This window comes from Mycobacterium sp. NGS24 (assembly GCF_059813065.1).
Genome location: NZ_JCALDW010000004.1, coordinates 103,898 through 116,526, shown reverse-complemented (window position 1 = coordinate 116,526; position 12,629 = coordinate 103,898). Strand labels below are relative to the sequence as shown.

Annotated in this window: 12 protein-coding genes; 4 read left to right on the top strand and 8 right to left on the bottom strand. The window is 62.6% G+C overall.

Annotation, left to right across the window (positions count from 1 at the left end; genetic code table 11):
* Positions 1-36 precede the first annotated feature (36 nt).
* The gene (locus AC5Y6Y_RS08015; RefSeq protein ID WP_473139271.1) at positions 37-684 is read right to left on the bottom strand and encodes a hypothetical protein; all 648 of its coding nucleotides are present in this window, start codon (positions 682-684) and stop codon (positions 37-39) included.
* 146 nt (positions 685-830) lie between these two features.
* On the bottom strand, positions 831-1,433 hold the full coding sequence (locus AC5Y6Y_RS08010) for a TetR family transcriptional regulator (protein WP_473139068.1): 603 nt from the start codon (positions 1,431-1,433) through the stop codon (positions 831-833).
* Between the two features lie 149 nt (positions 1,434-1,582).
* On the opposite strand from AC5Y6Y_RS08010, the gene AC5Y6Y_RS08005 reads away from it, so the two are divergent.
* Positions 1,583-2,371, top strand: coding sequence for an SDR family NAD(P)-dependent oxidoreductase (locus AC5Y6Y_RS08005; RefSeq protein WP_473139067.1), 789 nt, complete (start codon positions 1,583-1,585; stop codon positions 2,369-2,371).
* Between the two features lie 10 nt (positions 2,372-2,381).
* Positions 2,382-3,461: an NAD(P)H-dependent amine dehydrogenase family protein gene (locus tag AC5Y6Y_RS08000; protein ID WP_473139066.1), complete on the top strand. Its 1,080-nt coding sequence runs from the start codon at positions 2,382-2,384 to the stop codon at positions 3,459-3,461.
* Positions 3,462-3,566: 105 nt separating this feature from the next.
* Here AC5Y6Y_RS08000 and AC5Y6Y_RS07995 read toward each other — a convergent pair whose 3' ends face one another.
* From AC5Y6Y_RS07995 to AC5Y6Y_RS07980, 4 genes are all read right to left on the bottom strand, one after another.
* A complete protein-coding gene (locus tag AC5Y6Y_RS07995) occupies positions 3,567-4,565 on the bottom strand; it encodes a hypothetical protein (protein ID WP_473139065.1) in 999 nt (332 codons plus the stop codon).
* A gap of 10 nt (positions 4,566-4,575) precedes the next feature.
* Positions 4,576-5,739 (bottom strand): NDMA-dependent alcohol dehydrogenase, encoded by a 1,164-nt coding sequence (locus AC5Y6Y_RS07990; RefSeq protein WP_473139064.1) that lies wholly within the window; start codon positions 5,737-5,739, stop codon positions 4,576-4,578.
* Between the two features lie 28 nt (positions 5,740-5,767).
* Positions 5,768-6,559: an SDR family oxidoreductase gene (locus AC5Y6Y_RS07985; RefSeq protein ID WP_473139063.1), complete on the bottom strand. Its 792-nt coding sequence runs from the start codon at positions 6,557-6,559 to the stop codon at positions 5,768-5,770.
* Positions 6,560-6,657: 98 nt separating this feature from the next.
* On the bottom strand, positions 6,658-7,290 hold the full coding sequence (locus tag AC5Y6Y_RS07980; RefSeq protein WP_473139270.1) for a TetR/AcrR family transcriptional regulator: 633 nt from the start codon (positions 7,288-7,290) through the stop codon (positions 6,658-6,660).
* A gap of 41 nt (positions 7,291-7,331) precedes the next feature.
* Between AC5Y6Y_RS07980 and AC5Y6Y_RS07975 the strand changes: the two genes are divergently transcribed.
* The gene (locus AC5Y6Y_RS07975) at positions 7,332-8,477 is read left to right on the top strand and encodes an ABC transporter substrate-binding protein (protein WP_473139062.1); all 1,146 of its coding nucleotides are present in this window, start codon (positions 7,332-7,334) and stop codon (positions 8,475-8,477) included.
* Here the strand turns inward: AC5Y6Y_RS07975 and AC5Y6Y_RS07970 are convergent.
* Positions 8,448-9,527 (bottom strand): dihydrodipicolinate synthase, encoded by a 1,080-nt coding sequence (locus AC5Y6Y_RS07970; protein ID WP_473139269.1) that lies wholly within the window; start codon positions 9,525-9,527, stop codon positions 8,448-8,450. The two genes, AC5Y6Y_RS07975 and AC5Y6Y_RS07970, sit on opposite strands and share 30 nt — an antisense overlap.
* A 127-nt stretch (positions 9,528-9,654) precedes the next feature.
* On the opposite strand from AC5Y6Y_RS07970, the gene AC5Y6Y_RS07965 reads away from it, so the two are divergent.
* On the top strand, positions 9,655-10,893 hold the full coding sequence (locus AC5Y6Y_RS07965) for a cytochrome P450 (RefSeq protein ID WP_473139061.1): 1,239 nt from the start codon (positions 9,655-9,657) through the stop codon (positions 10,891-10,893).
* 13 nt (positions 10,894-10,906) lie between these two features.
* On the opposite strand, the gene AC5Y6Y_RS07960 is transcribed toward AC5Y6Y_RS07965, so the two are convergent.
* A complete protein-coding gene (locus AC5Y6Y_RS07960) occupies positions 10,907-12,517 on the bottom strand; it encodes a class I adenylate-forming enzyme family protein (protein ID WP_473139060.1) in 1,611 nt (536 codons plus the stop codon).
* Positions 12,518-12,629: the final 112 nt, after the last annotated feature.

Below are 12,629 nucleotides of genomic sequence, written 5' to 3'. Positions count from 1 at the left end.
AGCCGAACGTGATGTTGCATGACCTCGGTCATCGAGCTAGTCCGAGAAGATCTCGCGGTTGACGGTGTGCAGGTAGGGGATCGCGAGGAACGGGGTGATGTAGAAGATGTCGTAGAGCCACCAGCCGACGACCGGGAATATCACACCGCCGAAGCGCACGTCGGCGTACATGGTCATGTTGAACACGTAGCCGATCCAGATGACCGCACCCATCCAGCAGGTGACCACCATCCACTGGTGTCCCCATCGTTTCATCTGCAGGAAGCCGATGCCCGCGGCGATTCGCATGGTGAACACGGTGAAGATCAGGCCGACTTCCCAGCCTTTCTCCCCGGGGCCTGCCGCGCCGCCGATCCAGAGTTCGTTGAAATGCCAGAAGTAGCCAGCATCGAACATATTGCCCCAGCCCACCAGCAACACTCGCCCGAGCAGGGTGTGGTTGCCCACCATGTCCAGCGCCCAGCCCACGGTGTTGATGGCGGCATCAATGATGACCAGATAGCCGAGCAGTGTGACGAGCATCGGCCGCACCGACAACCCCGCCCGCTGCGCGCGTCGCAGCAACCAGACTCCGCGCAGGAACAGTGGGAGGCCGAAGACGCCGAGCGCGGCGGTGCCGATCAACAGCGAGCCCGAAATCAGCCACTTGTCGGCCTGTCGCTGCGCGAGTCGGGATTCCTCCATGTGCTCGTCGAAGGCCAATCCGTCCCTGGCGCCGGGGGCCGGCGCGCTGCTCCAGCGGCGAAAGTTCAGCGTCGGCAGATTCAATGTGGCCTCCCTCAACCTCGCCTGTTGTAACGCAGAAACTGACTGAGGTCAACCGCCTGGACTCAGCGAGCCGCCATGCTCTGCATCGTTCTGGCCACGTAATCGGCGAGCATGGCATCGCGGGTGGGCCAGGTGTTGGTCGTGATGAGCAGTGCGTACAAACCGAGCAGGAAGAACACTGCGCTGTTTATCGGGATGACGTCGGCGGCAACGCTGCCGTTCCGCTGCGCCCGCTCGATCTCGCCGGCCACCGCCATGATCACCGGATGATCTCTGCCGTCCTCGACCGGTGGGCGGGTCTGTGAGAAATGCAGCGCGAGAAAGTCTTTGAACAGACCATCGCCCAGTCGGCGTTCGAGGCCGGCGACCAGTCGAACCGCCTCACCGAGAGCACCGGCAAGATCGTGTTCGGTGACCAGGAATCGGGCGAGCTGGCTCGCGATGCGTTGTTCTTCGCGGCGTTCCAATTCGAGCAGCACGTGTTCTTTGGTGGGGAAGTGGAAAAAGAATGTGCCGTGTGCAACTCCGGCGGCCGCCACGATCGCGGCGACGTCAGCTTCGGCCATCCCGGAACGCTTGAACTCCGCAACCGCAGCACCCAGCAATCGCTCCCGGGTCTGCAGTCGTTTGGTCTCGCGAGCCGAGATCTTGTTGCCTGCCGTCATGTTTCCTCCGCCGAATTCGACTGCAAACAGTATCGCGGCGGCGCTGGTCGGGCCAGTGACACTGCACCCTGCACCGGAGCGGATCGTTGACTTAAGTCAGTTTCAGTCGTTAGATGATGTCGGCGTCAAGTCGGGGCAGAGGAGCTCAGGTGGCTTTGGAGCAGTTCAATTTGGCCGGGCAGGTCGCGATCGTGACAGGCGCCGGCAAAGGTGTGGGTCAGGGCATCGCCCGGGTGCTGGCCGAGGCCGGTGCGACGGTGGTCGGCACCGCGCGAACGGAAGCGGACATCCTGGCAACGATCAACGGCATCGAGGAGGCAGGCGGTCAGGGACTGGCTGTGGTTGCCGACGCGATGAGCCGTCCCGATGGTGAACGCGTGGTCTCGACGGCCATGGAGCGCTTCGGCCGCATTGATATCTTGATCAACAATGTCGGGGGAGCCACCTACGCGAGGTTTCTCGATATCACCGACGACGATTTCAGGCTCGCGTTCGACTGGTGCGTCACGTCTACGTTCATCATGAGTCAGTTGGTGGCTAGGCACATGATCGACGCCGGTCGCGGTTCGATCGTCAATATCTCCTCAGGCTCAGCGCGTTTCGGCATCCGCGCGTTGGCTGCCTACTGCACGGCCAAGGGGGCGCTCGAAGCGCTGACCCGGGCGATGGCCCAGGAGCTGGCCCCCAAGGTCCGGGTCAACGCCATCGCGCTCGGATCATTCGCCACCGATGGGCTCCAAAGCAGTCTCGACCTGATGCCGGGTTCGCTGGAGAAGATGCAGGAGGCGACGCCTCTGCACCGCCTTGGCAACGTCGAGGATCTGGGTCGGCTGTGTGTTTACCTGAGCACATCCGACTGTTATGCCACCAACGCGATATTCCACGTCGACGGCGGAATCGATTCCAACAATTCGCCGCTACCCATCCCCGACTACTGAGGCGGCCGTCGTGCGCAGGGTGATTCAGTTCTCGACCGGCAACGTAGGGCGACATTCGTTGCGGGCCATCATCGGACGCCCAGATCTTGAACTGGTCGGAGTCCATGCCTCGGGTCCGGATAAGGTCGGCAGAGACGCCGCCGAGCTGTGCGGGTTGAACGAAGCGACCGGACTGGTCGCCACCGACGACATCGACGCTCTGATCGCGCTCGGGGCCGACTGCGTGGTGTACACCGCGTTGGGTGAGACGCGGCCCATGGAGGCCATCGACCAGATGTCACGATTCCTGGCGGCAGGCACCAATGTTGTCGGCACCTCGTTGGTCTGGCTGGCCACGCCGCACCGCGCTGAGGATTGGCTCCGACATCCGCTGCAGAGCGCGTGCGAAACCGGCAACTCATCGCTGTACGTCAACGGTATCGATCCAGGGTTCTCCGGTGACACCCTGGTCTACGCGGCCTGCAGCCTCAGCACCCGCGTCTCCTCGATCACCGTTCAGGAAATCTTCGACTACGGGAATTACGACGACTACGAATTCACCGGTACGTCAATGGGTTTCGGACTGAAGCAGGATGACGATCCGCCGATGCTCTTCCTGCCCGGGGTAATCGTGTCCATGTTCGGTGGCGCGGTGAACAATTTGGCGGATCAGCTCGGGATAGTTCTCGAGGAAGTGCGGCAGCGGGATGAGCGCTGGTACACAACCGAACCAATCGACTGCATCATGACCAAGGTGGAGCCCGGCGGGATGGCTGCGGTCCGGTTCGCGGTCGAAGGTGTGGTGGACGGCGAACCGGTGATTACCATCGAACACATCACCCGACTCACTGACGCTGCCGCGCCGGATTGGCCGTTCCCGCCGGCGGGCCAGCCTGGGGTGCACCGGGTCGTCGTTGAGGGAGAACCCCGGATAGAGATCAATACCCATGTCTCCCATCCGTTGTACGACACGACAGTCGCCGGTTGCATCTCGACAGCGGCGCGCGCAGTCAATGCCATCGAATCAGTGTGCCGTGCCCCAGCGGGACTGATTGCCGTCGATGAGATTCCGGCTGCCGAGGCGCTGCGCGGCCTCATGTGGATGGAGTAACAATCACGCAAGCGGCGGGAACGAAGCCGTCTGCGATGCGCCACCAGGATTCTCACTCACCAGGAGCTTGGACTCGCGAGGCCATGCGGGGTAGTGCACAAATAATCAGCCCCCGCGTGCCAGGCGAAACCGCTGCATGACCATGTCCAGAACCTCCGGGGTCAACATGCCGCCGGCGTATTCGACCCAGCACCAGCTGCGTGACAGTGCCTCGCCGGACGGATCGCCGGTCAGGTTTCCGAACACATGCAGCGGGCTCCCGCTGCTGGTGAATGTGAAAACGTAGGTGTCGTCACCGATTACCGTCTCTAGGCTGGCGACTTTCCCAGCCGCGTTGAAGCGCGGAGTAGCGACGATGTCGTCATGGACAGTCGTCACGCCGTCCTTCAACTGATAGCCGGGACCGAAAGCCAAGTCATCGCGGCCCTGCCAGAAGCTGCCACCTCCCAAGCGGCCGTCGTCGTATTCGTGCAGCCAGGAGACCCACATCCCCTGCAGGTGACGGGCGATGGGTAATTCGGTGTAAGACATCCCCGGCGGCCCGTAGGCGAAGTCCTGATGCGCATAACCGGAAACCTGCTCGCCGTCGATGGTGCCGGTCACATAGAGCAATTCGTGCCGGTAGTACACGTCGTGGTCGAGGTGATAGTCGCCCTGCTGTTGTGGAACGTGCGTGACCACCACATCACTGACCGTTCGGCCGTGCATCTCCCAACGTCCGCTGGCGTCGTACCAGTGCAAGCCGTCAGCGTCACGCGCAACGCGGCCACTGGCGTAAATCATCTGCAGCGTGTTGCCGTCATCGCTGTACTCGAACGGTTCAAACCAGTCGATGGAGGAGTACTCGTCAAACAGGTGCGGGGCGTCGGATTCCAAAGCCTCTGGCAACGAACGAAATCCACAGATGGGAGACACCACGTGCGTCATGCCGACGACGAAGTCGTCCATGCCGCGCAAGCCCCAGTAGTTGTGACCCGAATCGTCGCTGACGACAGCGCCGAGCCAGATGCCGGCCAAAGCTACGTCGGGACTTGGTGTCCACGATCGGCGGTAGTGATCCAGTGACGCTTGGCAGCCCGTTACTGTGAACTCGATAGTCGGCATTGCGCCCTTCTCACTCGAATGTGATTACGCCGCGGATATTCTTGCCGGCCCGAAGATCCCGCATCGCCTCATTGATATCGTCGAGTTTGTATTTCTGCGTGATGAGTTGATCCAACTTGATCAGGCCGGCCTCGTACATCGCCAGCAGGCGGGGCATGGCTTCGCGTGGATTCAGCTCGCCATAGAGCGCGCCTTTGAAGGTCTTGCAGGAGTAGATCATGTCGGTGAGGACCATCGGCACCATCAGGTCGCTGACCTTGGGCATTCCCGTCAACACGCAGGTACCCCCTTTGCGCAGCATCATCAGGGCGAGCAGCACCATGTCCGGAGGTACGACACCCGGCGTGAGAATGACCCGGTCGGCCATGAGTCCCCAGGTGATCTCGGTGACCAGTTCCATTGCGGCGCCGGTGTCGACGACGGTGTGGGTAGCCCCGAAGGTCGGCGCCATCTGACGTTTGAATTCGTTGGGATCGACCGCAACGATGTGCTTGGCACCGGCGATCTTTGCGCCCTGGACGGCGTTCATGCCTACTCCGCCAACGCCGACGACCACGACGGTGTCACCGGCTTCGGTACCGGCGGCCACCGAGCCCGATCCGAATCCGGTTGTCACACCGCAGGAGACCAGACAAGCTGAGTCCAGCGGGATCCAGTCGTGAACTTTCACCAGTGACCGCTCGGATGCCACCACGTATTCGGAAAAGGTGCCGACTTGCATCATCGCCATCAGATCTTCACCGTCGAGGTGGCGGCGCCGCGTGCCGTCGGTGGTCATCGCTTTGCTGTGGATGTCGGCGCCCACGTCGCACAGATAGGTGCGGCCGGTGGTACACCATCGGCAGTTACCACATGACGGATAGAACGAAATAGCAACGTGATCACCAGGTTTCAGGGTCTTGACCTCTGGCCCTATCGTCTCGACGACGCCAGATCCTTCATGCCCGCCAAGCATCGGGAACCACTCGGGCACCGTACGGCCCGCTGCCCGCATCATCTCTTCCATCTCCGGGGTGGGCACACTGTCGCCGGTGTGAAAATGCTCGTCGGAGTGACAGATCCCCGCGTAGGCCATCCTGACCAGAACTTCGCCCGCATGCGGGGGATCGAGCTCGACTTCGGTGACGTCCCAATCGAGTCCGACTCCGCGCAGCACCGCCGCCTTGGATTTCATTGCTGCCTCCATCGTGAAAGAATCTGGGTCACCAATTCCGGAGCTCCTGCACTGCGTCGGACGAGCGCGGGGCCAGTGTCATGTATGGGACGAAACCGCTCTTGCCGCAACGGATTATGTTGTTGACGACGTCGGTCAGATGTTCCTGGTCAATCAGCCCGCCCTGCATGTAATTGTGGTCCATCCAGAATCGGATCGCCTTTTCCAGGACTTCTGGGTCCCAGTCCTTGTTGAACTCGGTCATCGAGTCGCCGGTGCCGCCCATGCTGTCGCCCACGGCGAGGCGAGTGAAGCCGATTTCGGGGTGCTCGATACGCCATGCCTCGACGAGCTTGTCCAATGCGGCTTTGGTGACCGCGTACGACCCGAGCATCGGCCACGGTGTCGTGTAGGACGCACTCAGCGAGGACAGATAGACGGCCGAGCCGCCGGCCGCAGCCAGGTGTGGTGCCGCAGCCGCAGTGACGAGGGATGCACCGGTGACATTGGTGGCGAACAACCGTCCCCACTGTTCGGCTGTCACCTCTTGCAGCGGCGCCAACACCCCCATGCCGGTGGTGTACACCAACGCGTCCAGTCCACCCAGCGCGCCGACCACCTCCGCTATCGCTTGCTGGCAGGTCTCGGCGATAGTGACATCACACGCGACGGCCACCGCGCCGTTGCCGGCCTCCTTGGTCGCGTCGACCAAGCGGGGATATCGACGGGCGAGCAGGGCAACATGGGCGCCGCGCTTGGCGAGCCCGGTGCCTATGCACCGGCCAAGGCCGGCGGATGCGCCGACGACCGCGACCCGCAATGGTTGTTGCTCAGTCTGCATGGGGCTCCTGGGTCGCCGGGCTGAGAGCGAAATTATTCACTTGCGCAAACACACATTTACACACGGACCGACGGTTTCCCATAGTCGGAGCAAAACACTCACCGCCGCAGTGCTTTTCGCTCGTCCACCGCAAAGCTCAGCAGCAGACGGTCGAGTACCTTGGCGGCTCGTCGGCGCGCCCTTGCTGGATTCGCCGCGTGCGCGACCATTCTGGAGGCTTCTTCGAGTGCGGCGACGATCATGTGGGTGAGCTCTCCGACGGGTTGATCGTCGATGATCTTGTCTGCGATGGCCGCGCGGACCATTTCATTGATCAAGGCGATGCTGTTGCCCTCTTGAATGGCTCGCAATGTCTGCCAGCCAAGGACCACCGGCCCGTCGACCAGCATTACCCGCTGCACTTCGGGTTCGAGGGCCGCTTCGAGAAATCCCTGCATGCCGCGGGTTAACCGTTGCCACGGGTCCGCACCGGGCGGGGGGTTGGCGATGGAGCGCAGCGTGAGGTCGCTCTCGACTTCTTCGAAGACGGCGCGGAACAACTCAGCCTTGTCTTTGAAATGGTGGTAGAACGCGCCACGGGTACCGACACCCGACTTCGTCACCAAGTCGCCGACGCTGGTGTTGAAGTATCCCTGCGCCACGAACAGTTCTCGCCCCGCATCGATGAGGTCACGCCGCGTTTGATCGCCGCGCGCCCGGCGGTCGTCGTCAGATCCTCCACGCTGGGCCACGACGATGATCGTAGCAACATACGTCCTGTATGTTGCCGGGTATGGCAGACGACGTGGTTCGCGCATACGGGTCGGTCGCACCACTGAAGGTGGGATTGCTGAACGACTATCCGACGAGCGGCGATACCGACGACAACACCGTCGCCGCGTTGCAACTGGTGCTGGACGAGGCTGTCGCCTCGAGATTGATCGACCGGCCCGTCGATCTGATTCAACGCAACGTTGTGGGTCTGCCGAACGGGACCTATCAGGCGGTGGAACGCGCCTTCGATGAACTGGTGGCCGAAGGGTGCCTGGTCATTTTTGGACCGTGGGTTTCTGACAACGTGGTGCCACTGCGGGCGCACGTCGATGCGACAGCCAAGGTCCCGATCATCACTTTGTCGGGATCAGAAGGCGCGCTGGGCGAGTGGTGCTTCGCCCTGAACAACGGCTCGATGGCTGAAGAACCGGTGATGCTGGCGGCGGTCATGATTGGCGACGGCCGCTCGCGCATCGCCGTTGCCTACGAGGCGTCGCTGATCGGCAAGGAGTATCTGTCTTTCGCGGAAAAGGCTTATGCGGCTGCGGGTTTGCAAGTGGTTGCAACGGTCGCAATTCCGCAAGTGGAGGCCGATAAGGCCGACACGGTGGCAGCCTTGCGGGCGTCGCATCCGGATGCCGTCGTCCACGTGGGTTTCGGGCACGGCTTGTGGGGGTTCAGCGACGCACTGCGCGCTGCCGGCTGGGATCCTCCCCGGTACACCACCACCGCCTTTGAGATGGCACATATCAATGCCGAGTGGATGCGACACCTCTCGGGCTGGATCGGGCTGGACAGCTACGACGAGCGCAATCTGGTCGGGCAGGCATTCCTGGACCGATTCGAGACCAGATACGGTCGGCGGCCGGGGCATTCGATGCCCGGCTTGTCCCACGACGCCGCCACCGTCATAACTCGGGGGCTGGCCGCGGCGCGTCCGCTGACCGGCGAGGGCGTCAAGCTTGGGATCGAACAAGTCAAGCTCATACCGTCGGCCAGTGGCGCGCCCGGAACCTTCTTGCGGTTCGGCCGATACATCCGGCAAGGCTGGCTGGGGTCGGACTACCTGATCGCCCGTAGGGTGCTGCCGGACGGCTCGGGGCACGTATTCCACGCCGCGCCGAGCGAGCACATCTCACGCGCGGTCGGTGTCGCTGCCGGCTAATTGGATGGCGCCGAATACGGGCGCGGTCACGATCCCGGGCGGTTGACCCAGCACGTACGGAATGGCGCGCACCGCCCCCATCGCGATCATCAGATGGCCCGGCTGGGCGTGCTGCCCCGTGGCCGGTTGTCCATCCCAACCGACATCGAGTTGCAGTTCAAAGCTCGGCACGCCCTTGATGACCGCTCGGATCAGCGGGGACTTCTCACCCGGCGCCAACGGTGTGATGCCCCACTGCGGTAGGTCCCGGGTCAGCACCCATTCCTCATGGATGGCCAGCAGAGGCCGGCCCGACCAGTGACCGACCCAGGAGAACCGCTGTCCGACAACGGTTCCCGCTTCGATCGCACCAGCCGTCACCACGATGTCGTGGGGGAGTGTGGTGGCGTCCACGGACACATCGATGTGTGACAACGAGATTCCCAGGACGTCGGCGGTGGCGTTGAGTGCCTGGCGGTAGGCCAGATCCAGTTTCTTGATGATCGGGGAATCAACGGTGACGTCCTCGGGTGGACGGCCCATGCCCATGAGGTCGACGAGCATCGGCCGACTGGGGACGGCTGACACATCGGTGGCCTCGTACAGATCGATGCGGTCGATCGTCTTGCTCAACCCGGTGACGGTCGCGATCAGCCGCTCGAACATGAAGCCGGGATTCTCCCCTGCGGCGTGAAAACGCGACTTGCCCTGCCGGCACGCCTGCACAAACGAGGCTTCGGTCTGTGCGCCATAGGTGGGCAGATGGTTGTACGACGTGGTCGTGATGACGTTGGTGCCCACCGCGAGCAACCGGCAGATGTCCTCGGCGTTGGTCTCGACGGCGTGCGCCTTGCTGGCGGCGTGCACCACGACATCCGCTCTCAACGAGACGATTTCGTCCTTGTCCGTCGTGGCGGCGACCCCCGTCGTGGCGGGTAGCCCACACAGTTGTCCCGCGTCCACACCGTTCTTGGCGGGGTCGTATACGAGCACTCCGACCAGTTGATAATCGGGATTCTCGATAAGCTCCTGCAGCGCAGCACGGCCTACCGCGCCGGTAGCCCATTGCACGACTCGAATGGCCAATCGAATACTCCAGGTTGCGCTTTGGGGGTCGGCTCGCTTCTGGTCGGTTCAACATACATCATGTAGGTTTACAACCGACGGACTGTAGGTTGATACCGGTAGGGAGGCTTACGTGGCGGAGCCGGCGGTCACCGACGATATCGACCAGCGCATCCGCGAAGCGCAGGAGAAGTTCAACGCCGGCATGGGTGCAGACGGAGACGCGACGCCCTATCCGCTGCTGCGCGAGTTACGGGCGAAGGGCGCCGTGCACCCTGGATGGCCGGAGATGGGCGTTCCCGAAGATGTCGGAAACGGTAGAAAAACCTATACCGCGTACTCTTTCGACGCTGTCAAGAGTGTCTTCATCGACAACATCACCTTCAGTACCCGGTGTTACGAAGACGTGGTGCGGCCGTTACAGGGGCCGACAATCCTGGAAATGCAAGAGCCCGAGCACGCCGTCTACCGCAGGTTGCACGAATTCGCTTTCGCACGTTCATCGATGAAGCGTTGGGACGCAGAACTTGTCGGCCCGTTGGTGGACCGCACCGTCGCGAAGTTCCGCGACAACAAGCGCGCCGATCTGGTGGACACGGTCTTCATGCCCATTCCGGTTCGGGTGATCGCCGCCCTGCTGGGGTTACCGCAGTCCGATATCGGCGAGTTTCATCGACTCGCCATCGATTTGCTGGGCTTCCGTGGCGACATGGATCGCGCGATGAAGGCGTCCGCCGAAATGAAGGAGTACTTCGTCGGCGTGCTTGCCGACCGGCGCAAGTCGCCAAAGGACGACATGGTGACCATCCTGTCGCAAGCCGAGATCGACGGCGTCAAGATGTCTGACGAGCAGATCTATGGGTTCATGCGAAACCTCCTACCCGCCGGCGCCGAAACCACGTCCAGATCGACAGCCAGCCTGGCGATGGGACTGCTGACCCATCCCGATCAACTCGACGCCGTGCGCAATGACCGGAGTCTGCTGCCGCAAGCCATCGAGGAAGGCATCAGGTGGGAGACGCCGCTGCTGAACTTCATGCGTGAAGTCACCAGCGACATCGAATTCTTCGGAGTAGGGATCCCCAACGGCGCGACGATGATGCTCAGCCTGGGCAGCGCCAACCACGACGAGACGCGCTGGAACGATCCCGAATCTTTCGACATCTATCGAGAGCGTAAGCCGCACATCGGGTTCGCCCACGGCGCTCACGTATGTCTCGGCATGCACCTGGCACGGCTGGAAAGCATCAGAATCTTCAACGCGCTGTTCGACGAACTGCCCGGCCTGCGACTCGATCCAGAGGCGCCGCGCCCGTATGTCACCGGCACCATGTTCCGTTCACCGCCGCGACTCGACGTGGTCTGGGACTAGGGGGGACTAGTGCTCAGCTTCGCGGCAGCAGGTCACTCAACTGCTGTGACAGCTCTGACTTCTTGACCTTTCCGGTCGCGGTGAACGGGAGGTCCTGTTTCGCCGCGACCCAGATGTATTTCGGCACCTTGTACGCGGACAGGATGCCGCGCAGTTCCGTTCGCAAGGCCGCCCCGTCGAGAACTGACTCACCGCGCGGTACCACCGCGGCGGCGACCACTGTCCCGTTGTCAGCGTCCTGGACTCCAACTACGTAGGCCTCCAGCACACCCGCGCAATTGGTGAGCGCACGTTCGACTTCGCTTGGTGTGACGTTGGTGCCGCCGCCGGTTTTGATCAAGTCGCCCAACCGGCCGGTGAACTTGATCCAGCCGTCGTCGGATTCGACGCCGCAGTCACCGGTGCGGTAGTAGCCGTCCGGAGTGAATACCTCTTCGCGTTCCTGCTTGTGCAGGCGCTGCATCAGCGAGTAACCGCGTACCCAGATTTCGCCGGGCGTGCCGCGCGGCACCGGGAGGCCGGTATCGGGGTTTACGAGGAGGTGGCTGAGTCCCTCGATGGACACGCCGCCTGTTTCCAACCGATCAACCGGCTGTTGCAGATATTGATCCACACCAATGTGGTTGCCGCACAATTCGGTCATGCCCAGCGCGTTGGGGCCCTTCGGCCGGTGCTCAGGTGGCACCATCGCGGGCATGCTGGTGCGCCGAACCGATTGCAGGTCGCGGCGCGGGAAGTCGGGGTGCTCGGCGAGGGTCTTGCCTTGCTGGGGCCAGCCGAGGGCAATCGTCGCCTGATGGCGTTCGATGAGTTCCAGGGCTTCCCCCGCGTCGAAGGCCGGCTGGGTCACGAGAGTTGCGCCATGGTGAATCACGGCGTGCAAACCGGTGATCAGCCCGCCTACCCAGAAGAACGGCATCGAGGTGAACATGACGTCTTCATGCGTCACGCCGTAGGAGAAGGTCAGATTGTAGGTATGGCGAACGAGCGCACCCTGGGTGTGCACCGTGCCTTTTGGATTCCCGGTGCTTCCGGAGGTGTATATGATCGTCACTTCGTCGGCCGGTGTGACACATGATTCGACAGCGGCCAGGAAAGCGGCATCGATGCCCGGCGCCGCAGCGCCGACTGTGGTTGTGGCATAGGCTCGATCGCTGGATCCCCACACCATGACGGTGCGCAGGAATGGCGCATCAACAACGGCGATTCGTCCCGGCTCGCGCTGATCGGCCATCCCGGGGAGCGCCTCTTCGAGGCGGGCGATGAAGTCATGGTTGCGGAAATGTGACCACGTCAGGACAGCCCGCAGGTCAGCGTGCCGTGCGGTCCAGGCCATCTCGGACGCCTGGTAGAAAGTGTTGAGCGGCACGGCGACCGCACCGATGCGCGTGGTGGCGAACCAGGCCAGCGCCCAGTCAACGCTGTTGGGCATTAGGATCCCGACGTGGTCGCCTTTGCCAATCCCCGCCGCCAGCAACGCGATCGACAAGTCGGCTGAGCGCAGGTCGAGATCGGCGTAGGTCAGCACCCGGCCGTCGACGATCAGAAACGGCTTGTTCCCGAAACGCTCGGCGCACGACCTGATCAGTGCAGGAATCGTGGGCGGGATGTTCGGGAAAGGCACCTTCGTAGGATAGTAGCCTTAACGAAAATCGAGAACACAGGTTCTCAACGTGGGCCCACACCGCCGCCCCGGTCGGCGGCCCTAGTCGGCCAAGCTACCAGCAAGGTAGAAT

Coding starts and splice junctions, on each gene's coding strand:
- AC5Y6Y_RS08015 (WP_473139271.1), bottom strand. CDS start 684: ATGGAGGAATCCCGACTCGCGCAGCGACAGGCCGACAAGTGGCTGATT.
- AC5Y6Y_RS08010 (WP_473139068.1), bottom strand. CDS start 1,433: ATGACGGCAGGCAACAAGATCTCGGCTCGCGAGACCAAACGACTGCAG.
- AC5Y6Y_RS07995 (WP_473139065.1), bottom strand. CDS start 4,565: ATGCCGACTATCGAGTTCACAGTAACGGGCTGCCAAGCGTCACTGGAT.
- AC5Y6Y_RS07990 (WP_473139064.1), bottom strand. CDS start 5,739: ATGAAATCCAAGGCGGCGGTGCTGCGCGGAGTCGGACTCGATTGGGAC.
- AC5Y6Y_RS07985 (WP_473139063.1), bottom strand. CDS start 6,559: ATGCAGACTGAGCAACAACCATTGCGGGTCGCGGTCGTCGGCGCATCC.
- AC5Y6Y_RS07975 (WP_473139062.1), top strand. CDS start 7,332: ATGGCAGACGACGTGGTTCGCGCATACGGGTCGGTCGCACCACTGAAG.